Raw genomic sequence first — 22,174 nt, 5'->3', positions numbered from 1 at the left:
GTTCTGAATATGGATATGCAAACAGTCGTGCTGGGGACGTCCGGAACGACCGCAGCGGATGTCATCGCCGTCGCCCGGCACCACGCCAGGGTCGAGCTCTCCGAGGAGGCCCTCGCCGCCCTCGCCGCATCGCGCGAGATCGTCGACGCGCTCGCCGCCAAGCCCGAGCCCGTCTACGGCGTCTCGACCGGATTCGGCGCCCTCGCGACCCGGCACATCAGCCAGGACCTGCGCGCCCAGTTGCAGCGCAACATCGTCCGGTCGCACGCCGCCGGCATGGGCCCGCACGTCGAGCGCGAGGTCGTCCGCGCGCTGATGTTCCTGCGGCTCAAGACCGTCGCCTCCGGCCACACCGGCGTACGGCCGCACGTCGCCCGGACCATGGCGGACCTCCTCAACGCCGGCATCACCCCCGTCGTCCACGAGTACGGTTCACTCGGCTGCTCCGGCGACCTCGCCCCCCTCAGTCACTGCGCCCTCGCCCTGATGGGCGAGGGTGACGCCGAAGGCCCCGACGGGGTTGTCCGCCCCGCCGGGGAGCTGCTCGCCGCGCACGGCATCGTGCCCGTCGAGCTGCGCGAGAAGGAGGGCCTGGCCCTCCTCAACGGCACCGACGGCATGCTCGGCATGCTGCTCATGGCGATAGACGACCTGAAGCGGCTCTACACCTCCGCCGACATCACCGCCGCGCTCAGCCTCGAAGCGCTGCTCGGTACCGACAAGGTCCTGGCGCCCGAGCTGCACGCCATCCGGCCCCACCCGGGCCAGGGCGCGTCCGCCGACAACATGCTCCGCGTCCTCGCCGGCTCCGGCCTCACCGGGCGGCACGCCGAGGTCACAGGCGACGCCCCGCGCGTCCAGGACGCCTACTCCGTGCGCTGCGCCCCCCAGGTCGCCGGCGCCGGGCGCGACACGATCGCGTACGCGCTGACCGTCGCCGAGCGGGAGCTCGCCTCCGCCGTCGACAACCCCGTCGTCCTGCCCGACGGCCGGGTCGAGTCCAACGGCAACTTCCACGGGGCGCCCGTCGCGTACGTACTCGACTTCCTCGCCATCGCCGCCGCCGACCTCGGCTCCATCTGCGAGCGCCGCACCGACCGGCTCCTCGACAAGAACCGGTCGCACGGGCTGCCGCCCTTCCTCGCCGACGACGCCGGCGTCGACTCGGGCCTGATGATCGCCCAGTACACGCAGGCCGCCCTGGTCAGCGAGATGAAGCGGCTCGCGGCTCCCGCCTCGGTCGACTCGATCCCGTCCTCCGCCATGCAGGAGGACCACGTCTCCATGGGCTGGTCGGCGGCGCGCAAGCTGCGTACCGCGATCGACAACCTGACGCGGATCGTCGCCGTCGAGCTGTACGCCGCCACGCGCGGCATCGAGCTGCGCGAGGGACTCACCCCCGCGCCCGCCTCGCAGGCCGTCATCAAGGCCGTACGGGAAGCGGGGGTCGAGGGCCCCGGGCCGGACCGCTACCTCGCGCCCGACCTCGCCGCCGCCGACGCCTTCGTGCGGGCGGGCGGGCTCGTCGAGGCCGTCACGGCAGTGACCGGGCCCCTCGCGTAACCGGACGGAACGCCGGAGGGCGACAGGGGCCGCGCGTCAGACCAGGCGCGCGGCCCTGCGCATCGAGAACGCCAGGAAACCGGCGCCCACGCCGAGGAACGCCGTCCCGCCGATCAGATACGGGGTCGTGTCCACGCTGCCCGTGTCGGCGAGCGCGAGATCCTGCGAGGCGCTCATCCCGGCCTGCTGGAACTGGGGCTGGGACTGGGACTGGGCGGGGGGCTGGGCTGGTGTCTCCTTCTCCGCCGTCGCGTTGGCGGACGGGACGAACCACAGAGCACACAGCAGTGTGCCCGCAGCGGTGGCGGTCAGCAGCGGTCGGCGTGCGGACACGTAATCGATCCCCCTTGAGGCAACCGGGAATTGGCCGTGTACGCCGATGCTAATGAAAGCAGCGGGTCGCAGGAAAGTCGCGAGGGCCCGTGGGCCTACGCTCCGACGCATGAACGCAACTGACACGTCACGCTTTGTCCGGCTCCAGGTGGAATTGGTGCTGGAAATTTCCGATCCCGAAGCGCTCACCGGAGCCGCTCTCGCCCACGTCACGGAAGACACGCACGCCCAGGACGCCGAACGGACGCATGCCCGGTCCGCGGTGCGGGAAGACGTCGCGGAGGCCCTCGCCCACCTCGTGGACCCGTTCGACCTGATCGGCGACGTACCCGGGGTGGAGCTCGCGCAGGCGTCGTGGAGCAGCGAGCGGATCGACTACAACCCGGACGCCGTGGAGTGGGACCTGGATGAGGACGACGAAGACGACGAAGACGACGAAGAAGGGCCCGAGTGACTTCTCGGGGAGGCCCGGCGAGGAAGAACGCGCCGCCGCCGCAACCGGCGGCGGTGTGGCCGCGTCGATGAGTGGTGTTCCCCACATTCTTCCCAGATGTGGAACGGACGTATCGGTCCAGGAGTTCTAAGGCATTGGCAGGGAGACGCTGCCCAGCGCCCCTGCCCGGGGATTTGTGGGGAATCGGCAATGATGGAGAAGCGTGTGATGACGGACAGCAAGCGGCGCAGGGGTCTTGTGGCCGCGTCCGCACTGCTCAGCGGCGTTCTGGTCCTTTCGGCCTGCAGCGACGGCGGCGACAAGGGCGGCGCCACGGCTGCCGAGAGCTCGAAGAAGTCACAGGCCGAGGTCGACGAGGCGGCGGCCAAGGACACCTCCAAGGCGCGAATAGCGATCACGCCCAAGGGCGGGGCCGACAACGTCAGCATCAACCGCGGCACCAAGGTCACCGTCAGCGACGGCAAGCTGACCGAGGTCACGATGACCTCGTCGGCCGGTGAGAAGGTGGCGGGCACCATCACCGCCGACGGCAGCAGCTGGAAGCCGGACGCGCAGCTGGAGCGCTCGACGACGTACAAGATCTCGGCGACGGCGGCCGACTCCGAGGGTCGTGAGGCGCACGAGAACGGGTCCTTCACCACCGTCTCGCCCGCCAACAGCTTCATCGGGAACTTCACGCCCGACGACGGCTCCAAGGTCGGCGTCGGCATGCCGGTGTCGATCAACTTCGACAAGCCGATCACCGACAAGGCCGCCGTCCAGAAGGGCATCACGGTCACGTCGAGCAGCGGCCAGGAAGTCGTCGGCCACTGGTTCAGCCCGCAGCGGCTCGACTTCCGCCCCCAGGAGTACTGGCAGGAGGACTCGACGGTCACCATGAAGCTGGCCCTCGACGGCGTCGAGGGTGCCGAGGGCGTCTACGGCGTCCAGGACAAGACCGTCACCTTCACCGTCGGCCGCAACCAGGTCAGCACCGTCGACGCCCAGACGAAGACCATGACGGTCACGCAGGACGGCAAGACGGTCAAGACCATCCCGATCTCCGCGGGCGCGCCCGAGAACCCGACGTACAACGGCCAGATGGTGATCTCCGAGAAGTTCAAGGAGACCCGGATGAACGGTGCGACGGTCGGCTTCACGGACGACGACGGCAAGGGCGAGTACGACATCAAGGACGTGCCGCACGCCATGCGGCTGTCCACGTCGGGCACGTTCATCCACGGCAACTACTGGGGCGCCGACTCGATCTTCGGCAGCGCCAACACCAGCCACGGCTGCGTGGGCCTGAACGACGCCAAGGGCGCGAACGACCCGAACCAGCCCGGCGCGTGGTTCTTCGACAACTCCCTCGTCGGCGACGTGGTCATCGTCAAGAACTCCCCGGACAAGACCATCAAGCCCGACAACGGCCTCAACGGCTGGAACATGGACTGGGAGCAGTGGAAGGCCGGCTCCGCGGTCTGATCCGAGCTCTCCGAGCCCCTTCCCCGGCTCTCCGCAGCAAGCGCGGCGGCGGGCGCCACCCCCAATCCCCGGGGGTGGCGCCCGCCGCCGTTCGCGTTCCCGCTTCTCATACGGCTCTCAGACCGGCCTTATCCGGCCATCACGAGCCGCCCGTACCTTCGCGCCATGTTCTTCACCTACCTCCGGCGCGAGCTGCGCCGCCGCAGAAAGGCGGCGCTCGTCGTCGCCTCGGGCCTCGCCCTCGGCATCGCGCTGGTCATCGTGGTCGGTTCGGTCTCCACCGGCATGGGCCGCGCCCAGGACAAGGTCCTGGAATCGCTGTACGGACTGGGGACCGACATGACGGTCACCAAGGCCGCGACGCCGCCCGGCGAGAACGACACCAGCCGCAGGCCGCGCTTCGAGTTCGACGCCAGGGACAGCGGCGACGACAAGGAGCAGAGCAGCGACCGGGTGATGGTGCAGGGCTTCCAGACCCTGGCGTCCTCCACCGTCGGCAAGGTCGCGGAGCAGGACGGCGTCGCCGACGCGGCCGGCGGCCTGAGCCTGCAAGTCCTCAAGGTCAGCGGCCAGTTCAAGCGCGGCGAGGTCGAGAAGGCGCAGCCCGCGCGGCCGGGCGGACCCGGCGGCGGCACCGGCACCGGAGGTGGCGGCGGCGCGGTACGGGGCGGTGGCGCCGCGTTCGGCGTCGACTCCTTCTCCGTCTACGGAACCGACGTCACCGAACCCGCCCTGGGCCCGCTCACCTCCTCCGAGATCACCTCGGGGCGCACCTTCACCGACGCCGAGACCGACGCCGAGGTCGCCGTCGTCGACAGCGCCTACGCGCAGGAGAAGAAGCTCAAGACCGGCGGGACCGTCACCGTCTCCGGCACGAAGTACAAGGTCGTCGGCATCGCGACGGCCGACAGCGGCGACGCCGCCGCCCACGTGTACGTCCCCCTCAAGCAGGCCCAGACCCTGGCCGGCGCCAAGGACGAGGTCACCACCGTCTACGTCAGGGTCACCGACTCGCAGCGCATCGACGGCGTCAAGTCCGCAGTCCGGAAGAACATCCCGGGTACGACCGTCACCACCTCCGCCGACCTCGCCGACACCGTCTCCGGCTCCCTCTCCACCGCCTCCGGCCTCGCCGCCGGCGTCGGCACGTGGCTCTCCGCCGCCGTGCTCGCCGCCGCGTTCCTGGTGGCCGGGCTGCTCACCTCGTCGGCGGTCGGCCGGCGCGTACAGGAGTTCGGCACGCTCAAGGCGCTCGGCTGGAAGAGCGGCCGCGTCACCCGCCAGGTCGTCGGCGAGGCCCTGGTCAACGGTCTGCTCGGCGGCGCGCTCGGCATCGCCCTCGGCGTCGGCGGTGCCCACCTCGTCACCGCGGTCAGCCCCACCCTCACCGCGCAGCTCGGCGGCGGGGCCGCCACCACGGTGACGGGTCCCGGCGGAGGCGGCGGCATGGGAGGACCGCTCCGGCAGGCCCCCGGCAAGGCCGTCGACATCGCGCTCACCGCGCCCGTCTCCCTCACCACCGTCGCCCTCGCCGTCGCCCTGGCCGTCGCGGGCGGGCTGATCGCGGGCGGCTTCGGCGGCTGGCGCGCCTCCCGGCTGCGCCCGGCCGACGCGCTGCGCCGGGTCGCCTGACCGCCCCGCACCCCTTCTTCGTACTTCTTACTTCGTACTTCGCACAGCAGGAGTTGAGACCCACCCATGTACCAGCTCAGAGGCGTCACCAAGCGCTACCGGCGCGGCAAGGACACCATCGACGCGCTCGCCGGCGTCGACCTGACCATCGAGGACGGCGGCCGCCTCGTCATCCAGGGCCCCACCGGCGGCGGCAAGTCCACCCTCCTCCAGATGCTCGGCGGCCTGGACCGGCCGACGGCCGGCAGCGTCGAGCTCGACGGCGTCGACCTGGCCGCGCTGCCGGAGGCCCGGCTCACCAGGGTCCGCGCCGAGAGCATCGGCTTCGTCTTCCAGAGCTTCAACCTCATCCCCACCCTCACGGCCCAGGAGAACGTCGAGACGGCGCTCGTGCCGCTGGGCCTGAAGGCGGCGGACCGGCGCGAGCGGGCGGCGCAGGCACTGGACTCCGTGGGCCTCGGCGAACGCCTCGCGCACCTGCCGGGCGAGATGTCCGGCGGCCAGCAGCAGCGCGTCGCGATCGCCCGCGCGCTCGTCAAGCGGCCCAAGGTGCTGCTCGCGGACGAACCCACCGGCAACCTCGACGAGTCGATGCGCGACGAGATCATGGAACTGCTCGAAGGGCTGTGGAGGGAACACGGACTGACCTTCGTGATGGTCACCCACGACAGCGCCCTCGCCCGCCGCGCCCCGCGCCTGGCCACGATCCGCACGGGCCACGTCACGGTGACGGAGAACGCGACGGCCTGACCTCCCGCCCCCGCCGGCGCCGCCTCAGGCCCGCGGCGCCCACACGTAACGGACGTCCGGCTCGCGCTCCTCGTTGCGCGAGCCGTCCGTCCGCTCGGCCGCACGGAAACCGTGCCGCTCGTAGAAGCGGTGGGCGGGCCCGTTGACCTGGAAGGTCCACAGCTCCAGACCGCCGGGCGAGCGCTCCTTCGCGAGCTCTACGAAACGGTCGCCGATCCCGCGCCCCCGGTGGTCCGGCGCCAGGTACAGCTGCTCGATCCGGCCGGGCTCCAGCGCCATCATCCCCACCACGGCGCCGCCGCTCTCCGCCACCCACGTCTCCTGCTCCGGCACCACGACGTACCGGAAGAAGTCCCGCACCCCGTCGTCGCTGTGCGCCCGCTTCACCGTGGGCAGCGCGGCGTCGTACGACCGCAGCCACACCTCGGCCACGGCGGCGGCGTCGTCGGGCCCGGCCGCCCGGCGCAGGGTCACCGTCGTGTCACTCATGCGGCGTACTCCACATCGGTGCCCCAGTTCGCCAGCAGTTGCAGGGATTCCCGCGAGGGCGAGCCCGGCTCCGCGTGGAAGGTGATCAGGTGCTGCTCCGGGTCGTCGGGCAGCGTCAGCGTCTCGTACGCCAGGGTCAGCTCACCCACCAGCGGGTGGTGCAGGCGCTTGGTGCCGTGGCCCTTGTCCTTCACGTGGTGCGCGGCCCACAAGCTCCTGAACACCTCGCTCTTCACCGACAGCTCGCCGACCAGCGCGGACAGCAGCGGATCGTCCGGATGACAGCCCGCGTCCAGCCGCAAGTAGCTGACGACCTCGCAGGCCTTGAGCTCCCAGTCGGCGTACACGTCCCGGAAGCCGTCGCCCAGGAAGAGGAGACGCGCGAGGTTGCGCTCCTCGGCGGGGAGCGCGGTGATGTCGCCGAACAGCACCCGGGCCATGCGGTTGCAGCCGAGGATGTCGGTGCGCCGCCCCATGACGTACGCCGGCACCCCCTCCATGGTGTCCATCAGCTGCTGGACACCGGGCCGCAGACGCTGCGGCCGCGCCGGACGCCTGCGCTTCTGCGAGGGCTTGGCGAGATGGGTGAGGTGGTCGCGCTCGGCGTCGGACAGCCGCAGGGCGCGGGCGATCGCGTCCAGCACCCCCATGGAGACGTTGCGGCCGTTCCCCTGCTCAAGACGGGTGTAGTACGCCACCGAGACCCCCGCCAGCTGCGCCAGCTCCTCGCGGCGCAGGCCCGGCACACGGCGGTGCCTGCCGAAGTCGGGCAGGCCCACGTCCTCGGGCTTGAGCCGCGCACGGCGGGAGCGGAGGAACTCACTCAGTTCGGCGCGCTGGTCCATAACAGTCAAGTATTGCCTGTCGTACGACGGTGATCCTGTCCCCGCCAGTGGTACGCACAGCGGACGTACGCTCAACAGGGGGCTGGGTGGACGCCCGCCGTTCCCGCAGGCTGGTCGCCATGAGCACTTCTGTTTCCCCCGTCACCTCTGTTGCCGCATACGCCGCCCCCTCCGCCGGCGCCCCGCTGGAGAAGACCTCCGTACCGCGCCGCCCGGTCGGCGAGCACGACGTACTGATCGAGATCAAGTACGCGGGCATCTGCCACTCCGACATCCACCAGGCACGCGACGGCTGGGGCAAGGGCATCTACCCGATGGTCCCCGGCCACGAGATCGCCGGCATCGTCACCGAGGTCGGCCCCGGCGTCAGCAAGTACGCGGTCGGCGACCGGGTGGGCGTCGGCTGCCTCGTCGACTCCTGCCGGGAGTGCGAGGCCTGCCGCGCGGGCCAGGAGCAGCACTGTGCCAAGGGCTCGACCGGTACGTACAACGCCCTCGACAAGAACGGCGAGCCGACCTACGGCGGCTACTCCACCCACCTCGTCGTCGACGAGAACTACGCCGTCCGCATCCCCGAGGGCCTCTCGCTGGACGTCGCCGCCCCGCTGCTGTGCGCCGGCATCACCCTCTACTCGCCGCTCAACCACTGGCAGGCGGGCCCCGGCAAGAAGGTCGCGATCCTCGGCCTGGGCGGCCTCGGCCACATGGGCGTCAAGATCGCCGACGCGCTGGGCGCCGAGGTGACCGTGCTGAGCCAGACCCTCCGCAAGAAGGAGGACGGGCTGAAGCTCGGCGCCGACCACTTCTACGCGACCAGCGACCCGAAGACCTTCGAGGAGCTGGCCGGCTCCTTCGACCTGATCGTCTCGACGGTCTCCGCGCCGCTCGACATGGACGCCTACCTGGGCCTGCTCAAGGTGGGCGGGGCGTTCGTGAACGTCGGCGCCCCCGAAGAGCCCAACGCGCTCAACATGTTCTCGCTGATCGGCGGCAACAAGATCCTGGCCGGCTCGATGATCGGCGGCATCCCCGAGACGCAGGAGATGCTCGACTTCTGCGCGCGGCACGGGCTGGGCGCGGAGATCGAGCTGATCGGCGCGGACCGGATCAACGAGGCGTACGAGCGGGTGCTCGCGAGCGACGTCCGCTACCGCTTCGTGATCGACGCGGCGACGATCTGACGCCGGGAGCCGGGAGCCGGGAGCCGGGAGCCGGGAGCCGGGAGCCGGGAGCCGGGAGCGCGTCGCGCGGTCCCGCATTACCCGGGAGGTAATCGACTGCCGCCGGGCCCCCCGCGAGGATGTGACGCACCAGCTCGTCGCATCCCCCGGGGAGGAAACACCGTGAGCGCCTACGCCGTCGGTCACCTGCACGCCGCCGCCCAGCACGAGGACACCTTCGTGTACATGGAGCGGATCCAGGCCACCCTCGACCCCTTCGGGGGCCGCTTCCTCGTCCACGGGACCGAGGTGGAGGTCCACGAGGGGGAGTGGCCCGGCTACCTGGTCGTCATAGGTTTCCCGGACATCCACCAGGCGCGTGCCTGGTACGACTCCGACGCCTACCAGGAGATCGTGCCGCTGCGTACGCGGTACATCACCGCGGACATCGTCCTGGTGGACGGCGTGGCCCCCGGCTACGACGCGGCGGACACGGCGGCGAGGATGCGGCAGCAGGCGGGGTGACGCGGCGCCGCCCCCCGTCCGCCCGCTAAGGGCGGCCCGACCCCAGCGCGGCGAGGCCGCGGGCGTGGTCGAAGGCCGGCACGGGATCGTCGGCGTCGGTCCACGGGGCGGCTCCGCACCAGCCGCCGATCAGCCGGAACTGGGCCAGGGCCTCGGTGTGACGCCCGGTCTTCACCAGCGCGGCGGCGAGCAGGTGACGTATCGGCGGCAGCCGGTGGTCGTCGGGCACCGCCTGCGCCAGGTCGGCGGCCACCCGGGCCAGCATCGGCCTGGTGGCCCAGGTGCGGTACGCCTGCTCGCCTTCCTGGCGCACGGCTTCGTGCACGGCGTGCAGGTAGATCCCGGAGAGCAGGGAGCCGGCCGGCGCGGACTCCGCCGCCTCCTTGGCGAACTTGAACATCAGCTTGTGCGAGCCGTACCACTTCTGGCACCAGTACTGGAGTGCCTGCCAGTGGGCGTCGTAATGCCGCGGCGCCCGGGCCACGACCTCGCCCCACAGCTGCCGGAACTCCTCGTGGGGGAGCCCGAGCCCGCGCGCGGCGGCGACCATCGTGATCCACGGCGAGGGGTCGCGCGGAGCCAGCGCGGCCGCCTCCCGGGCGGCGTGCATCGCGGTCGGCAGCAGCTCGGCGAAGAGCGCCATCCGCTCGTCCGGGGTCTCCCCGGCGTACTTCACGCCACGCGCCTCCCAGGCGCGCAGGAGAAGGGCGTGGGCGTGCACGACGACGGCGTCCGCGTCCCGGGGCCGTTCGGCGCGCCAGGTCCGCAGCCACCGCTCGTCCTCGACGGCGACGTCCGCGAAGACCTCGACGAGCCGCCAGCGCGTCTCCCAGTCCTGCTCGTCCGTGGCCGCGGCCAGCAGGCCGGAGGCGGGCTCCCAGTCGCCCCGGCAGGCGGCGTCGACGGAGAGGCGCAGCGCGGGTTCGTCGCGGGGCGGGCCGGGGCGCCGGGTGTCGAGCCGGTCGCGGGGGACGAGGCCGTAGGCGGCGGCGTCGAAGTGCTTGGCCCGCTGGTTGCGGAGGGCGAGTCGGGTGACGTGGACGAGGGCCCAGGCGAGAACCGCCAGGCCGACGCCGGTGATGAGGTTCGTGTACACGGAACGTCATCATCCCTGGTCAGGATCACGGCAAGCGCACGGGCAGGCAAAATGCGGGCCTCAGTCCGCCGGGCGGCCGGCCTCGCCGCGGTCGCTCCACCGGCTCCGCTCCAGGGCGTACTCGACCTCCCCGTGCTCGCAGCCGTCGATGCTGTCGGGCCACTCCCCGTACCACCGGCGTACGAAGACGAGCCCCGCCTTCTCCATCACGCGTCGCGAGCGGGAGTTGACGTACATGGTGTCCGCGGTGACCTTCTGCACGCCGAACTCGGTGAACCCCTTGCGGATCAGGGCGCGGGCCCCTTCGGTGGCGTAACCACGCCCCCAGGCGGGCCGGCCCAGCCGGTACCCGAGCTCGACGACGTCGGCGCAGTCGTCCGCCAGCGGCCGGAACTCGAACCAGCCGAGGAACGCGCCCGTCGCCTTCTCCTCGGCGGCCCAGAACCCACGGGTCCCGATGCACGGGTAATCGCGCGTCAGCTGCGGAAGCACCCGCTCGACGACGTGTGCGCGGGAGGTGGGGCGTCCACCGTTGATGAAGCGCATGACGTCGGGGTCGCTGTCGAGCCGGACCAGTCGCTCGATGTCGCTGTCGTCCTCACAGAACGGCCGCAGTACGAGCCGTTCGGTCTCCAGGAAGGTGGGCACCCCCCGATGCTCGCGCCTGCCGCCGACGACCACCAGCGAATAAACGGGGCGTACGGGAACGACGACGGGTCCGAGCGGCCCGGCGGGCGGGTCCGCGAGCGCTGCGGCGACGCCGGAACGCTCGCGGACCCGGCCCGGCCGGCCCTCCGCGGTGCGTGCGCGTCCGTCGTCGGCCGGACCGGACGGCCGCCCGCAGGGCCCCTCAGCGCTTCAGGAAACGAGGCTCCGGCCATCCGGTGACCGGCTCGCCGGACGCCGAGTAGATCTCCAGGAGCGAGAGGTAACCGTCCTCGGTGAACACCATGACCCCGGCCTCGTCCGGTACGGCGTACCAGGCGTCCACAGCCGGATTCCCGTGCGCCGGGGCCGCCGGCACGGCCGCGCGGTCCACCGTCAGGTCGAGCGTCGCGCAGCCGCAGCCGCACCGGCCCGTCACGCGGGTGTGCGGGATCTGGGCCCGCAGGGCGCCGCTCACCGGGCCGGGGCCGGCGAGCAACGCGTTCAGCGTCGCCGCCGTGTCCGGCGGGAGGGGCTCAGCCATCGGCCTTCGCGACCCCGACCGGGCAGGAGACGCCCGTGCCGCCGATGCCGCAGTAGCCCGCCGGGTTCTTGTCGAGGTACTGCTGGTGGTACGGCTCGGCCGGCCAGAACGGGCGGGTGCCGGCCGGGAGGATCTCCGTGGTGATCATGGAGTGGCCCGAGGCCGTCAGTACCTTCTGGTACGCCTCGCGGGACGCCTCCGCCGCCGCGGCCTGGGCGGGGGAGTGGGTGTAGATCGCCGAGCGGTACTGCGTGCCCACGTCGTTGCCCTGGCGGAAGCCCTGGGTCGGGTCGTGGTTCTCCCAGAAGACCTTCAGCAGCTGCTCGTACGAGACCACCGACGGGTCGAAGACGACGCGCACCGCCTCCGTGTGGCCCGTCAGGCCCGAGCAGGCCTCCTCGTACGCCGGGTTCTCGGTGTAACCGCCCTGGTAGCCGACGAGCGTCGTCCAGACGCCCTCCGTCTGCCAGAACGTGCGCTCCGCGCCCCAGAAGCAGCCCATGCCGAAGTCGGCGGTCTCCAGACCGTCCGGGTACGGGCCCACGAGCGGGTTGCCGAGGACCGTGTGGCGGGAGGGCACCTCGAACTCGGGGGTCGGGCGGCCCTTCAGGGCCTGCTCGGGGGTGGGGAGCTGGGGGGTACGGCCGAACAGCATGACGCGGTCTCCTTCACGGGGCGCGGGCGCGGGGCGCGGGCACGGGGGCGGGGCGGCACCGGGATCAACGTTCCGGCGCCGCCCGGAATTCCGCGTCGGCCGGCGGCGGGGCGTCAGTGGGGCAGCGTCGCCGGGCTGCCGCCGTTCGCCTCGTACCCGGCGACCGCCAGCGCCCGGTACACCGCGTAGTCCGCCGCCGGGTCGGGGCTGTGCGTCCAGGGCAGGGCGCCGACGTGCCCGTCCACGTGCCGCAGCTGGTTCATCGCCTCGGACCAGCGTTCGGCGCGTACGAGGAAGAAGACCAGCAGGTGGCGCACGTGCGCCAGCATCGGGTCGTCGGGGCGGGCGGCGTGCACCGCGTAGAGCGCGCCCTCCATCGCCCTCGACACGACCGCGCTCTGGTAGAAGCCGTTCACGAGATTGACCTCGGGCAGGTGCTCGTACACCGCGAACAGGGGCAGCGCCGCGAGCAGCGACCCCTGCGGGGCGCGGGCGGCGGCCGCGGTGGCGAAGGCGTCGGCGGCCCCGCGCGAGCCGTGCCACTTCTCGCTGCGGTAGCTCAGCGCGGCGAGGTGCGCGCCCATGTGGTCCGGCGCGCGGTCCAGGACCTTCGCCCACAGCTGGTCGAACTCGGGCTCGGGGTAGGCCAGTCCGCGCGCGACGGCCAGTTCGGTGAGGTACGGGACGGGGTCGCCCGGTGCGAGCAGCGCCGCCTCGCCGCACACCGTACGGGCCTCCTCCAGGATGATCCGGAAGTCGTCCGTGCCGGGCGTCGAGGTGCGCCACGCCTGCTGCACCAGGAACTCGGCGTGCACCTGCGCGCCGCCCGCGTCCTTCGGCGACTCGGCCCGCCAGGCCCGCAGCCAGCGCCCGCCCTCGCCCGGGTGCTGCGCCAGCTCCAGCGACGCGGCCCCGGCGAACGCCTGCACGCGCTGCCAGCGGACCTCGCCCTCCTTCGGCGTCCCGGCCAGGAGCTGCGCGGCGGCCCGCCAGTCCTGGGAGCGCTGCACCACTTCCAGTACGTCCTCCAGGTCCTGGTCCGGGCCCGGCATGCGGACGTCGAGCAGTTCCTGGCGTACGAAGCCGTAGTCGGCCGGGTCGGCGGCGTCGGGGGAGCCGGGCGGGACGAGGCGGATGCCGCCGCCGCGCCTGCGCAGCACGACGGGGCCGATGACCGCCGCCAGCATGCACAGGGCGATCAGGAACCAGAGAATCTCCATGGCTCCATTGTCCCGGACGCCGGCGGGACAGGACCGGGACGGGGCCCGGAGGGGACCGGGACGCGGGCGCCGACGAACTACCCTCGTTCCCATGAGCGACCAGCACAGTTTCGAGACCCTCGCGATCCACGCCGGCAACACCGCGGACCCCCTCACGGGCGCGGTCGTCCCGCCGATCTACCAGGTGTCCACGTACAAGCAGGACGGCGTGGGCGGACTGCGCGGCGGCTACGAGTACAGCCGCAGCGCCAACCCGACCCGCACCGCCCTGGAGGAGAACCTCGCGGCGCTCGAAGGCGGCAGCCTCGGGCTGGCCTTCGCGTCGGGCCTGGCGGCGGAGGACTGCCTGCTGCGGACCCTGCTGAGCCCCGGCGACCACGTGGTCATCCCGAACGACGCGTACGGCGGCACCTTCCGGCTCTTCGCCAAGGTCGTCTCCCGGTGGGGTGTGACCTTCTCGGTCGCGAACAGCTCCGACCCCGCGGCGGTACGGGCCGCCCTCACCCCGAAGACCAAGATCATCTGGGTCGAGACGCCCTCGAACCCGCTCCTGGGCATCAGCGACATCGAGGCGCTCGCGGGCGTCGCGCGCGCGGCCGGCGTGCGCCTCGTCGTCGACAACACCTTCGCGAGCCCCTACCTCCAGCAGCCGCTCGCGCTCGGCGCGGACGTCGTCGTGCACTCGACGACGAAGTACATGGGCGGGCACTCGGACGTCGTCGGCGGCGCGCTGATCGTGAACGACGCCGCGCTGGGCGAGGAGCTGACGTACCACCAGAACGCGATGGGCGCGGTCGCCGGGCCGTTCGACGCGTGGCTCGTGCTGCGCGGCATCAAGACGCTGGCGGTGCGGATGGACCGGCACAGCGAGAACGCCACGCGCGTCGCGGACATGCTGTCCCGCCACCCCCGGGTCAGCCAGGTCCTGTACCCGGGGCTGCCGGAGCACCCGGGCCACGAGACCGCGGCCAAGCAGATGAAGGCGTTCGGCGGCATGGTGTCGTTCCGCGTCGACGGCGGCGAGGAGGCGGCGGTCGAGGTCTGCAACCGCGCGAAGCTCTTCACGCTGGGCGAGTCGCTGGGCGGCGTCGAGTCGCTGATCGAGCACCCGGGCCGGATGACGCACGCCTCGGCGGCGGGGTCCGCGCTGGAGGTTCCGGCGGACCTGGTGCGGCTGTCGGTGGGCATCGAGTCGGGCGACGACCTGCTGGCCGACCTGAAGCAGATGCTGGGCTGAGCCGCCCCCGGACGCCCGCGGCGCCCGCCCCCGCTTCGCGAGGAGAGGCGGGCAGGGCGGGCGCCGCGGGGACGGCGGTGGTCCAGATGCCGGGCTGCTCGTCCTCCAGGACTCCCGGACCGTCCGGCGCAGTTCCGGGGTGTCCTGGTGTTCGTGGACGGACACCGCGTGTTCGGTGGCGGCCCGTACGACTTCCGCTTCCTCACCGGCGGTTCTGAGCGTGCAGTTCATGACGCCGGGGGTCTTCCGGCAGCCGGCGACCTTTCTGGCCACGGTGACCTCCTGGGCTCGTGCTGCGCGGCCTTCTCCGGCGTAGATCCGGGGCTCACCAGCCCTCCAGCGGCGGTGCGACCTCCGACGGCGGTGCCGTCCAGGGCTGTTCCAGTGCCGCCCACACCGTGAACGCCGCCACCGCCAGCGCCACCAGCACCCACAGCAGTCGCCGGACGAGCACCCGCCGGCGCAGCAGCCGGGCCCCGCGCTCGGCGGCGCGCCGGCCCAGGTCCGCCGGGACCGGCGGGCGCGCGCCCTCCAGCATCCGCCGCACCTCGTCCTGCCTGCGGTCGGGGAAGCTCACGGCGCCGCCGCCTTCGGTACCGGCCCGGCCGGCGCGGGCGGCCGGCTGCGCATCGCCGCCACCGCGCGCGTGCAGATCGCCCGGACCCGCTCCGGGGGGAGGCCGATCTGCGCCGCGGCCTGTTCCTCGGCGACGCCCTCGTACAGGCGCAGGACCAGGACCAGCCGCTCCCGCGGGGTCAGCCGCTCCAGGACCCCGCCCCCGGTGCGGGGCCTGCGGTAGTGCCACGCGGTGCGCGCGAAACGGGCCGTGAGCTCCTGGCGGGTGCGCTCGTACGGGTCCTCGCCGCGCAGCCGTTGCCAGTCCGCGTACGTACGGGAGAGCGCGGCCGTCAGCAGCCGCCGGGCGCGCGGGTTGTCGTCCGCGGGCTCGGCCGTCAGCAGCGTCGCGGCATGCAGCAGCCGTCCTGCCGCGCCCGCGACGAACGCCTCGAACTCACGGGCCCTGCGGCGATGCCGGACCGCCTGCCGCTCTCGCACGCCCTCATATCAGGGCAGGGGCAGGCCCCGGGTCAAGAGGTCGGAGGCACCTCGGACCCGGTCTCGTACCCGGTCTCGGGTCCGGTCTCGACACCGCTCCCGGGGGCGGCTTCCGCCCCCGCCGCGCTCTGGCGCGCGGACAGCGCGGAGTTGAAGCGCGTGAGGAGCGTGCAGAAGGAGTCGCGCTCCTCCTGGCTCCAGCCCTCGGTCACCTGTGCCATCAGTTCGCGCCGCGACGAGCGCACCTCGTCGAGCCGCGCCTGGCCGCGCGGTGACAGCTGGAGCACGACCGCGCGGCCGTCCTCCGGGTGCGACGTGCGCTTGACCAGGCCCGTGTCGACGAGCGGCGCGACCTGCCTGGTCACGGTCGAGGAGTCGATCCCCATGCCCGCGGCCAGCGCCTTGACGCCCATCGGTCCTTCCTGGTCGAGCCGGTTGAGCAGCAGGTAGGCCGCGCGGTCCATGGAGTTGCGGACCTGGCCCACTCCGCCGAGCCTGGTCTGTTCGGCGCGGCGGGCGAAGACGGCCACCTGGTGCTGGAGGGCATCGAGGAGGCCGGTGTCCGGATCAGTCGTCATGTCCTGGGAAGTGGGCATGGCTGGGGGCTCTCTTCGTGCGGTGGTCGGTGTGGTGGGGGACAGAGTACGCGGGTGGCAGCGCACGCGTACCGGCGCTGCGGGAAACGGTTGCGGGCCCGGGCCCGGACCGTCCCGCGACGGGTGAGCTGCAAGACTTGCCGTCATGAGCTTCAGCACGCCCGACCCCTTGCGCACCCTCCTCCTCGACGACATCCGCGGGGCGCAGAAGATGCTCTCCGGCGTGGCGCGGGCCACGGCGATGGAGGGCAGCCGGTACCTGTCGCACCTGGTCGGCTCCCCGGTCCACCTGAAGTGCGAGAACCTCCAGCGGACCGGTTCGTTCAAGCTGCGCGGCGCGTACGTACGGATCGCCGGGCTGTCCCCGGAGCAGCGCGCGGCGGGAGTGGTCGCCGCCAGCGCGGGCAACCACGCGCAGGGCGTCGCCCTCGCCTCGTCCCTCCTCGGCGTACGGTCCACGGTCTTCATGCCGGTCGGGGCGCCCCTGCCGAAGGTCGCGGCGACCCGCGACTACGGCGCCGACGTGCGGCTGCACGGCCAGGTGGTCGACGAGACGCTGGCCGCCGCGCAGGACCACGCCGACGAGACGGGCGCGGTCTTCATCCACCCCTTCGACCACCCCGACATCGTCGCCGGGCAGGGCACACTCGGCCTGGAGATCCTGGAGCAGTGCCCCGAGGTGCGGACGATCGTCGTCGGTGTGGGCGGCGGCGGGCTGGCCGCGGGCATCGCGATCGCGGTCAAGGCGCTGCGCCCGGACGTGCGGATCATCGGCGTGCAGGCACAGAACGCGGCGTGCTATCCGCCGTCGCTGGCGGCCGGGCGGCCGGTGTCGGTCGAGACGGCGCAGACGATGGCGGACGGTATCAAGGTGGGGCGGCCCGGCGACGTGCCGTTCGCGGTCATCAGCCAGTTGCTGGACGGTCTGGTCACGGTCTCCGAGGACGAGCTGTCGAGCGCGCTGCTGCTGTGCCTGGAGCGGGCCAAGATGGTCGTCGAACCGGCCGGGGCGAGCCCGGTCGCGGCGCTGCTGAGCAAGCCGGAGTCGTTCGAGGGGCCGGTGGTCGCGGTGCTGTCGGGCGGCAACGTCGATCCGCTGGTGATGCAGCGCATCCTGCGGCACGGCATGGCGGCGGCGGGCCGGTACCTGTCGCTGCGGCTGCGTCTGACGGACCGGCCGGGGGCCCTGGCCACGCTCCTGGGGGCGCTGTCGGTGGTGGACGTCAACGTCCTGGACGTGGGGCACGTACGGACCGATCCGCGGCTCGGGCTCACGGAGGCCGAGGTGGAGCTGCACCTGGAGACGAAGGGCCCCGAGCACTGCGCGGAGGTCGGGGCGGTGCTGCGGGAGGCGGGGTACACCGTTCTGCCGTAGGGCCGTACGAGGCGCAAGGGCTGCGCGAAACCCCTCCCCCAACGCGATGTATCGCGTTATGGTGTGCCGTGCGTCACTGTCCCGTCGCGCGGGAGAAGTGGGCCAAACCTAGGATTCGCGTAGGAAACACCCAAAACCATGGGGGAACCCTTATGCCAGGCGCCATCTACGCCGAAGGCCTGGTGAAGACCTTCGGCGACGTAAAGGCCCTCGACGGTGTCGACCTCGACGTGCCGGAAGGCACGGTCCTGGGCCTCCTCGGCCCCAACGGCGCCGGCAAGACCACCGCCGTGCGCGTCCTGACCACCCTGCTCCGGCCCGACAGCGGCACGGCGGTCGTCGCGGGCATCGACGTCCTCAAGCACCCCAACGAAGTGCGCCGCTCCATAGGACTGTCCGGCCAGTTCGCCGCCGTCGACGAATACCTCACCGGGCGCGAGAACCTCCAGATGGTCGGCAGGCTCTACCAGATGTCCGCGAGGGACGCGAAGGCCCGCGCGGTCGAGCTGCTGGAGCGCTTCCACCTCGCCGACGCCGCCGACCGCACGGCCAAGACCTACTCCGGCGGCATGCGCCGCCGCCTCGACCTCGCGGCGGCGCTGGTCGTCTCCCCGCCCGTGATGTTCATGGACGAGCCGACCACCGGACTCGACCCGCGCAACCGCCAGCAGCTGTGGGAGGTCATCCAGGAACTGGTCGCGGGCGGTACGACGCTGCTGCTCACCACCCAGTACCTGGAGGAGGCCGACCACCTGGCCCACGACATCTGCGTCATCGACCGCGGCCGGGTCATCGAGCGCGGCACCTCCGACCAGCTCAAGGCCCGGACGGGCGGCGAACGCATCGAGGTCGTCGTGCACGACCCCGAGTACCTCCCCACCGCCGACGAGGTACTGCGCACCTTCGGCAAGGGGGCGAGCAAGACCGAGCGCCACACCCGCAGGATCACCGTCCCCGTCACCGGCGGCGCCAAGCTGCTCGCCGAGGTCATCCGCGAGCTGGACGTCCGCGGGGTCGAGATCGACGACATCGGACTGCGCAGGCCCACCCTCGACGACGTCTTCATCTCGCTCACCGGTCACGCGGCCGAGGTCGCGGAGGAAGAAGCGGAGGCCGCCAAGTGAGCGCCGTAACGGACACCGCACCCGGTACCCGGGCCCCGCAGCCGCGCGGCGGCCTCTCCCAGTCGGTCACCGACTCGCTCGTCATCGCCAAGCGGAACCTGATCCGGATGGCGCGGATCCCGGAAATGGTCATCTTCGGGCTGATCCAGCCCGTGATGTTCGTCGTGCTGTTCAGCTACGTCTTCGGCGGCTCCATGAGCATCGGCGGCAGCCTCGATCCCGCCAGGTACCGCGAGTTCCTGATGGCGGGCATCTTCGCCCAGACCGTCACCTTCGCCACGGCGGGCGCGGGCGCGGGCATCGCCGACGACATGCACAAGGGCCTCGTCGACCGCTTCCGCTCCCTGCCCATGGCGCGCGGCGCGGTCCTCACCGGCCGCACCCTCGCCGACCTCGTGCAGACGGCGCTGACGGTCGTGGTCCTCGCCGTCGTCGGCCTGCTGGTGGGCTGGCGCGTCCACGAGGGCATCCCCAAGGCGCTCGGCGCGTTCGCCCTGCTGCTCTTCCTGGGGTACGCGTTCTCCTGGATCGGCGCGCTGATCGGCCTCTCGGTCCGTACCCCGGAAGCGGCCACCTCGGGCGGCCTGATCTGGCTCTTCCCCGTCACGTTCGTCTCGAACGCGTTCGTCGACCCGACGATGATGGCCTCCTGGATCCGCCCGGTCGCCGAGTGGAACCCCTTCAGCGCCACGGTGCAGGCCTGCCGCGAGCTCTTCGGCAACCCGGGCGTCGTCCAGTCCGACGCCTGGCCCATGCAGCACCCGGTCTGGGCCTCGCTGGCCTGGTCCGTCCTGATCATCGTGGTGTTCAGGACGCTGGCGGTACGCAAGTACCGCTCGGCGGCGGTCTGACGGCCGGCGGTACGCACGGGAAGGCCCCCGGCCGCGAAGCGGCCGGGGGCCTTCCCGTGTCTGTCCGGCGGTCTGTCCGGCTCAGCCCCGGTACGGCGTGGCTTCGAGGATCTTCACCGAAGCCTTCTTGCCGTTCGGCAGCTCGTACTGCGCGTCCTCGCCGACCTTCTTGCCCATCACGCCGGTGCCCAGGGGGGACTGCGGCGAGTAGGTCTCGATGTCGGAGCTCGCGTACTCGCGGGACGCGAGCAGGAACGTCATCGTGTCGTCCTCGTCACCGTCGAAGGCGATCTTGACGACCATGCCGGGGGCCACGACGCCGCTGGCCGCGGGGGCCTCGCCGACCTTAGCGTTCTCCAGGAGCTGGGTCAGCTGGCGCACACGGAGCTCCTGCTTTCCCTGCTCCTCCTTGGCCGCGTGGTACCCGCCGTTCTCCCGCAGGTCCCCCTCCTCGCGGGCAGCCGCGATCTTGCCGGCGATCTCCGTGCGTGCGGGACCCGACAGGTACTCCAGCTCGGCCTTGAGCTGGTCGTACGCCTCCTGGGTCAGCCAGGTGACGCTTTCGCTGGTCTGGGTCACAGGTGCTCCTCGTCGGTACTGGGAATACAAAGCAAGCATCGCCCTACCCAGAAGGATGTGCCTCCACGGGCGGGCGAAACCACGAGCCTAACAATTCAGGCGGAAAAGGGGGAGGAAGAAAACGGCCGGACGCGCGTCGGCGCAGGTCAGCCCGCGGAACCACCGTCTGCGACGCAGCCTGTCAGCTCGGTGCTCGTCGCCCTGGACGTCGTACGCACCGTGTAGATCTCGTCGGTGCGCCCGGCGCCCGACGCGTCGATACGGACGTCCCTGCGGCCCACTTCGGTGCCGTCCTCCGCGAGGGAGCGCAGCGTGCAGGTGCCGGCCGCGTCCGCCTTCTTGCGCACTTCGAGATGGACCTTGACCTCGGAGTCCGAGACGGTGTCGAACTTGATCATCTCGGCGCTGATCCTCTGGCCCGCGACGTAGTCGTAGCCGAACCAGCCGACCATCGCCACGAGCGCGGCGCCCAGCACGGCGCCCACGATCTTGAGCTTGCGGTCCGCGCGCTCGTCCGCCGAGCGGCCGTAACGGCCTTCGGGAAGCCGGGCGGCGGAACCGCTGACCTCACCGTCGCGCACCGTGGTCATGATCGTTCCTCCTGGGCCGGGGACTCCGGAATTTTCCGCCCCTCGATTCGGTCACTATAGAAGCCGCTTATCGCGCCGAATCACTGAGGATCGAGTCTTGACTGAGCAGCTGCGCCTGATGGCCGTTCACGCCCACCCCGACGACGAGTCGAGCAAGGGTGCGGCGACCATGGCCAAGTATGTGTCCGAGGGGGTGGACGTGCTGGTCGTGACCTGCACGGGAGGCGAGCGCGGCTCCATCCTCAATCCGAAGCTCCAGGGCGACAAGTACATCGAGGAGAACATCCACGAGGTCCGCAGGAAGGAGATGGACGAGGCCCGCGAGATCCTCGGCGTCCGCCAGGAGTGGCTGGGCTTCGTCGACTCCGGCCTCCCGGAGGGCGACCCGCTGCCGCCGCTGCCGCAGGGCTGCTTCGCGCTGGAGGACGTCGACGTGGCGGCGGGCCGGCTGGTGAGGTCGATCCGCTCGTTCCGTCCGCAGGTCATCACGACGTACGACGAGAACGGCGGCTACCCGCACCCCGACCACATCATGACCCACAAGATCACGATGGTGGCGTTCGAGGGGGCCGCGGACACCGAGAAGTTCCCGGAGGCGGAGTTCGGCCCGGCCTACCAGCCGCAGAAGCTCTACTACAACCAGGGCTTCAACCGGCCGCGCACCGTCGCGCTCCACGAGGCGCTGATCGAGCGCGGCATGGAGTCGCCGTACGGTGACTGGCTGGAGCGCTGGAAGGAGTTCCAGCGCGCCGAGCGCACGCTGACCACGTTCGTTCCGTGCGCGGAGTTCTTCGAGATCCGCGACAAGGCACTGATCGCGCACGCCACGCAGATCGACCCCGACGGCGGCTGGTTCCGCGTCCCGATGGACATCCAGCGGGAGGTCTGGCCGACGGAGGAGTACGAGCTGGCCAAGTCGCTCGTCGATACGTCCCTCCCCGAGAGCGACCTGTTTGCGGGCATCCGCGACAATGTCTGATGTGAACGTAACCCTGGCAATGACGCAGTTCGTGCCGCTGGCCGCGGACAAGTTCGACAAGAACAAGGTGACCCCGGGTGTTCTGGGGTTCCTGGTGTTCGCGGCGCTGGCCGTCGGTGTGTGGATGCTGATGAAGTCGATGAACCGCCACATGGGCAGGGTCGACTTCGAGGAGGCGCCGGATCCGGCGGCGGAGCGGGAGAAGGTTTCCGCCCAGGCCCCGGCCTCCTCCGCGCCGGCCCCGGCCCCGGAGGACGGCCCCGCGGGGGACCGGCCCAAGGACGCGTAGGGCGGGGGAGGCCCTGCGGGCCCTGCCCGCGGGCGCCTCGGTGGTGCTGGCCTCAGCAGCTGCAGTATGTGCAGCTGGCGCCATGGCTGGGCACTGGATGGGTAACGCTCGAGGAAACGGCAC

26 protein-coding genes and 1 pseudogene are annotated in these 22,174 nt (G+C 71.8%); 13 read left to right on the top strand and 14 right to left on the bottom strand.

Features of this window, described 5'->3' with window-relative positions:
- Positions 1 to 9: 9 nt before the first annotated feature.
- A complete protein-coding gene (gene hutH, locus ACWD0Y_RS27065) occupies positions 10 to 1,563 on the top strand; it encodes a histidine ammonia-lyase (RefSeq protein WP_450262940.1) in 1,554 nt (517 codons plus the stop codon).
- Positions 1,564 to 1,599: 36 nt separating this feature from the next.
- Here hutH and ACWD0Y_RS27060 read toward each other — a convergent pair whose 3' ends face one another.
- A complete protein-coding gene (locus ACWD0Y_RS27060) occupies positions 1,600 to 1,896 on the bottom strand; it encodes a hypothetical protein (RefSeq protein WP_450262939.1) in 297 nt (98 codons plus the stop codon).
- A 109-nt stretch (positions 1,897 to 2,005) separates the two neighbouring features.
- On the opposite strand from ACWD0Y_RS27060, the gene ACWD0Y_RS27055 reads away from it, so the two are divergent.
- The 4 genes from ACWD0Y_RS27055 (at position 2,006) to ACWD0Y_RS27040 (ending at position 6,196) form a co-directional block, all read left to right on the top strand.
- Positions 2,006 to 2,350 carry a hypothetical protein gene (locus ACWD0Y_RS27055; protein ID WP_450262938.1) on the top strand — a complete coding sequence of 115 codons (345 nt, stop codon included), beginning with the start codon at positions 2,006 to 2,008 and terminating at the stop codon, positions 2,348 to 2,350.
- 192 nt (positions 2,351 to 2,542) lie between these two features.
- The gene (locus ACWD0Y_RS27050) at positions 2,543 to 3,814 is read left to right on the top strand and encodes a L,D-transpeptidase (protein ID WP_450262952.1); all 1,272 of its coding nucleotides are present in this window, start codon (positions 2,543 to 2,545) and stop codon (positions 3,812 to 3,814) included.
- Between the two features lie 165 nt (positions 3,815 to 3,979).
- Entirely contained in the window at positions 3,980 to 5,446 is a 1,467-nt protein-coding gene (locus ACWD0Y_RS27045; protein ID WP_450262937.1) for an ABC transporter permease, read from the top strand.
- Between the two features lie 66 nt (positions 5,447 to 5,512).
- Positions 5,513 to 6,196, top strand: a complete 684-nt coding sequence (locus ACWD0Y_RS27040) for an ABC transporter ATP-binding protein (protein WP_450262936.1) — start codon at positions 5,513 to 5,515, stop codon at positions 6,194 to 6,196.
- A gap of 24 nt (positions 6,197 to 6,220) precedes the next feature.
- Here the strand turns inward: ACWD0Y_RS27040 and ACWD0Y_RS27035 are convergent, their stop codons facing one another.
- Entirely contained in the window at positions 6,221 to 6,685 is a 465-nt protein-coding gene (locus ACWD0Y_RS27035; RefSeq protein ID WP_450262935.1) for an N-acetyltransferase family protein, read from the bottom strand.
- A complete protein-coding gene (locus ACWD0Y_RS27030; RefSeq protein ID WP_450262934.1) occupies positions 6,682 to 7,530 on the bottom strand; it encodes a helix-turn-helix transcriptional regulator in 849 nt (282 codons plus the stop codon). The genes ACWD0Y_RS27035 and ACWD0Y_RS27030 overlap by 4 nt, the downstream gene beginning before the upstream one ends.
- A 119-nt stretch (positions 7,531 to 7,649) precedes the next feature.
- Between ACWD0Y_RS27030 and ACWD0Y_RS27025 the strand changes: the two genes are divergently transcribed.
- Complete coding sequence (locus ACWD0Y_RS27025) at positions 7,650 to 8,711, top strand: NAD(P)-dependent alcohol dehydrogenase (RefSeq protein ID WP_450262933.1); 1,062 nt, start codon at positions 7,650 to 7,652, stop codon at positions 8,709 to 8,711.
- A 162-nt stretch (positions 8,712 to 8,873) separates the two neighbouring features.
- Positions 8,874 to 9,215, top strand: a complete 342-nt coding sequence (locus ACWD0Y_RS27020) for a DUF1330 domain-containing protein (RefSeq protein ID WP_450262932.1) — start codon at positions 8,874 to 8,876, stop codon at positions 9,213 to 9,215.
- Between the two features lie 25 nt (positions 9,216 to 9,240).
- Here the strand turns inward: ACWD0Y_RS27020 and ACWD0Y_RS27015 are convergent, their stop codons facing one another.
- The 5 genes from ACWD0Y_RS27015 to ACWD0Y_RS26995 form a co-directional block, all read right to left on the bottom strand.
- Positions 9,241 to 10,311, bottom strand: a complete 1,071-nt coding sequence (locus ACWD0Y_RS27015) for a hypothetical protein (RefSeq protein ID WP_450262931.1) — start codon at positions 10,309 to 10,311, stop codon at positions 9,241 to 9,243.
- 60 nt (positions 10,312 to 10,371) lie between these two features.
- Positions 10,372 to 10,959, bottom strand: coding sequence for a GNAT family N-acetyltransferase (locus ACWD0Y_RS27010; protein WP_450262930.1), 588 nt, complete (start codon positions 10,957 to 10,959; stop codon positions 10,372 to 10,374).
- Between the two features lie 202 nt (positions 10,960 to 11,161).
- Complete coding sequence (locus ACWD0Y_RS27005) at positions 11,162 to 11,500, bottom strand: hypothetical protein (protein WP_450262929.1); 339 nt, start codon at positions 11,498 to 11,500, stop codon at positions 11,162 to 11,164.
- Positions 11,493 to 12,155 (bottom strand): peptide-methionine (S)-S-oxide reductase MsrA, encoded by a 663-nt coding sequence (gene msrA / locus ACWD0Y_RS27000; protein ID WP_450262951.1) that lies wholly within the window; start codon positions 12,153 to 12,155, stop codon positions 11,493 to 11,495. The genes ACWD0Y_RS27005 and msrA overlap by 8 nt, the downstream gene beginning before the upstream one ends.
- Before the next feature lie 113 nt (positions 12,156 to 12,268).
- Positions 12,269 to 13,375 (bottom strand): hypothetical protein, encoded by a 1,107-nt coding sequence (locus ACWD0Y_RS26995; protein ID WP_450262928.1) that lies wholly within the window; start codon positions 13,373 to 13,375, stop codon positions 12,269 to 12,271.
- A gap of 91 nt (positions 13,376 to 13,466) precedes the next feature.
- On the opposite strand from ACWD0Y_RS26995, the gene ACWD0Y_RS26990 reads away from it, so the two are divergent.
- Positions 13,467 to 14,612, top strand: a complete 1,146-nt coding sequence (locus tag ACWD0Y_RS26990; RefSeq protein ID WP_450262927.1) for a cystathionine gamma-synthase — start codon at positions 13,467 to 13,469, stop codon at positions 14,610 to 14,612.
- A 123-nt stretch (positions 14,613 to 14,735) separates the two neighbouring features.
- Here ACWD0Y_RS26990 and ACWD0Y_RS26985 read toward each other — a convergent pair.
- From ACWD0Y_RS26985 to ACWD0Y_RS26970, 4 genes and pseudogenes are all read right to left on the bottom strand, one after another.
- Positions 14,736 to 14,843: pseudogene (locus ACWD0Y_RS26985) on the bottom strand (DUF1059 domain-containing protein); the annotation flags it as partial.
- A 94-nt stretch (positions 14,844 to 14,937) separates the two neighbouring features.
- Positions 14,938 to 15,189, bottom strand: coding sequence for a hypothetical protein (locus tag ACWD0Y_RS26980; RefSeq protein WP_450262926.1), 252 nt, complete (start codon positions 15,187 to 15,189; stop codon positions 14,938 to 14,940).
- Positions 15,186 to 15,668 carry a sigma factor-like helix-turn-helix DNA-binding protein gene (locus ACWD0Y_RS26975; protein WP_450262925.1) on the bottom strand — a complete coding sequence of 161 codons (483 nt, stop codon included), beginning with the start codon at positions 15,666 to 15,668 and terminating at the stop codon, positions 15,186 to 15,188. Before ACWD0Y_RS26975 ends, ACWD0Y_RS26980 begins: the two co-directional genes overlap by 4 nt.
- A 32-nt stretch (positions 15,669 to 15,700) precedes the next feature.
- On the bottom strand, positions 15,701 to 16,264 hold the full coding sequence (locus ACWD0Y_RS26970) for a MarR family winged helix-turn-helix transcriptional regulator (RefSeq protein WP_450262924.1): 564 nt from the start codon (positions 16,262 to 16,264) through the stop codon (positions 15,701 to 15,703).
- Positions 16,265 to 16,409: 145 nt separating this feature from the next.
- On the opposite strand from ACWD0Y_RS26970, the gene ilvA reads away from it, so the two are divergent.
- The 3 genes from ilvA (at position 16,410) to ACWD0Y_RS26955 (ending at position 19,614) form a co-directional block, all read left to right on the top strand.
- Complete coding sequence (gene ilvA / locus ACWD0Y_RS26965) at positions 16,410 to 17,639, top strand: threonine ammonia-lyase (protein ID WP_450262923.1); 1,230 nt, start codon at positions 16,410 to 16,412, stop codon at positions 17,637 to 17,639.
- A gap of 152 nt (positions 17,640 to 17,791) precedes the next feature.
- Complete coding sequence (locus ACWD0Y_RS26960; RefSeq protein ID WP_450262922.1) at positions 17,792 to 18,763, top strand: ATP-binding cassette domain-containing protein; 972 nt, start codon at positions 17,792 to 17,794, stop codon at positions 18,761 to 18,763.
- Positions 18,760 to 19,614 carry an ABC transporter permease gene (locus tag ACWD0Y_RS26955; protein ID WP_450262921.1) on the top strand — a complete coding sequence of 285 codons (855 nt, stop codon included), beginning with the start codon at positions 18,760 to 18,762 and terminating at the stop codon, positions 19,612 to 19,614. Before ACWD0Y_RS26960 ends, ACWD0Y_RS26955 begins: the two co-directional genes overlap by 4 nt.
- A gap of 81 nt (positions 19,615 to 19,695) precedes the next feature.
- Here ACWD0Y_RS26955 and greA read toward each other — a convergent pair whose 3' ends face one another.
- Complete coding sequence (gene greA / locus ACWD0Y_RS26950) at positions 19,696 to 20,193, bottom strand: transcription elongation factor GreA (protein ID WP_093799339.1); 498 nt, start codon at positions 20,191 to 20,193, stop codon at positions 19,696 to 19,698.
- Positions 20,194 to 20,339: 146 nt separating this feature from the next.
- On the bottom strand, positions 20,340 to 20,783 hold the full coding sequence (locus ACWD0Y_RS26945; RefSeq protein ID WP_450262920.1) for a DUF4307 domain-containing protein: 444 nt from the start codon (positions 20,781 to 20,783) through the stop codon (positions 20,340 to 20,342).
- Positions 20,784 to 20,880: 97 nt separating this feature from the next.
- Between ACWD0Y_RS26945 and mca the strand changes: the two genes are divergently transcribed.
- Positions 20,881 to 21,762: a mycothiol conjugate amidase Mca gene (mca, locus tag ACWD0Y_RS26940; protein ID WP_450262919.1), complete on the top strand. Its 882-nt coding sequence runs from the start codon at positions 20,881 to 20,883 to the stop codon at positions 21,760 to 21,762.
- Entirely contained in the window at positions 21,755 to 22,051 is a 297-nt protein-coding gene (locus ACWD0Y_RS26935; RefSeq protein ID WP_450262918.1) for a hypothetical protein, read from the top strand. The genes mca and ACWD0Y_RS26935 overlap by 8 nt, the downstream gene beginning before the upstream one ends.
- The last annotated feature ends 123 nt before the right edge of the window (positions 22,052 to 22,174 follow it).

It is taken from the genome of Streptomyces altiplanensis (assembly GCF_053591575.1).
The sequence above is the reverse complement of the archived record's forward strand: the minus strand, read 5'-3'. Positions and strand labels throughout refer to the sequence as shown.

What these genes read in the sequence shown, in the direction of transcription:
- ACWD0Y_RS26970 (WP_450262924.1), bottom strand. Translation starts at nt 16,264, where the DNA reads ATGCCCACTTCCCAGGACATGACGACTGATCCGGACACCGGCCTCCTC.
- ACWD0Y_RS27040 (WP_450262936.1), top strand. Translation starts at nt 5,513, where the DNA reads ATGTACCAGCTCAGAGGCGTCACCAAGCGCTACCGGCGCGGCAAGGAC.
- ACWD0Y_RS26935 (WP_450262918.1), top strand. Translation starts at nt 21,755, where the DNA reads ATGTCTGATGTGAACGTAACCCTGGCAATGACGCAGTTCGTGCCGCTG.
- ACWD0Y_RS27055 (WP_450262938.1), top strand. Translation starts at nt 2,006, where the DNA reads ATGAACGCAACTGACACGTCACGCTTTGTCCGGCTCCAGGTGGAATTG.
- ACWD0Y_RS26990 (WP_450262927.1), top strand. Translation starts at nt 13,467, where the DNA reads ATGAGCGACCAGCACAGTTTCGAGACCCTCGCGATCCACGCCGGCAAC.
- hutH (WP_450262940.1), top strand. Translation starts at nt 10, where the DNA reads ATGGATATGCAAACAGTCGTGCTGGGGACGTCCGGAACGACCGCAGCG.
- ACWD0Y_RS27005 (WP_450262929.1), bottom strand. Translation starts at nt 11,500, where the DNA reads ATGGCTGAGCCCCTCCCGCCGGACACGGCGGCGACGCTGAACGCGTTG.
- ACWD0Y_RS27045 (WP_450262937.1), top strand. Translation starts at nt 3,980, where the DNA reads ATGTTCTTCACCTACCTCCGGCGCGAGCTGCGCCGCCGCAGAAAGGCG.
- ilvA (WP_450262923.1), top strand. Translation starts at nt 16,410, where the DNA reads ATGAGCTTCAGCACGCCCGACCCCTTGCGCACCCTCCTCCTCGACGAC.
- ACWD0Y_RS27030 (WP_450262934.1), bottom strand. Translation starts at nt 7,530, where the DNA reads ATGGACCAGCGCGCCGAACTGAGTGAGTTCCTCCGCTCCCGCCGTGCG.
- ACWD0Y_RS26995 (WP_450262928.1), bottom strand. Translation starts at nt 13,375, where the DNA reads ATGGAGATTCTCTGGTTCCTGATCGCCCTGTGCATGCTGGCGGCGGTC.
- ACWD0Y_RS27025 (WP_450262933.1), top strand. Translation starts at nt 7,650, where the DNA reads ATGAGCACTTCTGTTTCCCCCGTCACCTCTGTTGCCGCATACGCCGCC.
- ACWD0Y_RS26945 (WP_450262920.1), bottom strand. Translation starts at nt 20,783, where the DNA reads ATGACCACGGTGCGCGACGGTGAGGTCAGCGGTTCCGCCGCCCGGCTT.
- msrA (WP_450262951.1), bottom strand. Translation starts at nt 12,155, where the DNA reads ATGCTGTTCGGCCGTACCCCCCAGCTCCCCACCCCCGAGCAGGCCCTG.
- ACWD0Y_RS26960 (WP_450262922.1), top strand. Translation starts at nt 17,792, where the DNA reads ATGCCAGGCGCCATCTACGCCGAAGGCCTGGTGAAGACCTTCGGCGAC.
- ACWD0Y_RS27035 (WP_450262935.1), bottom strand. Translation starts at nt 6,685, where the DNA reads ATGAGTGACACGACGGTGACCCTGCGCCGGGCGGCCGGGCCCGACGAC.
- ACWD0Y_RS27050 (WP_450262952.1), top strand. Translation starts at nt 2,543, where the DNA reads ATGGAGAAGCGTGTGATGACGGACAGCAAGCGGCGCAGGGGTCTTGTG.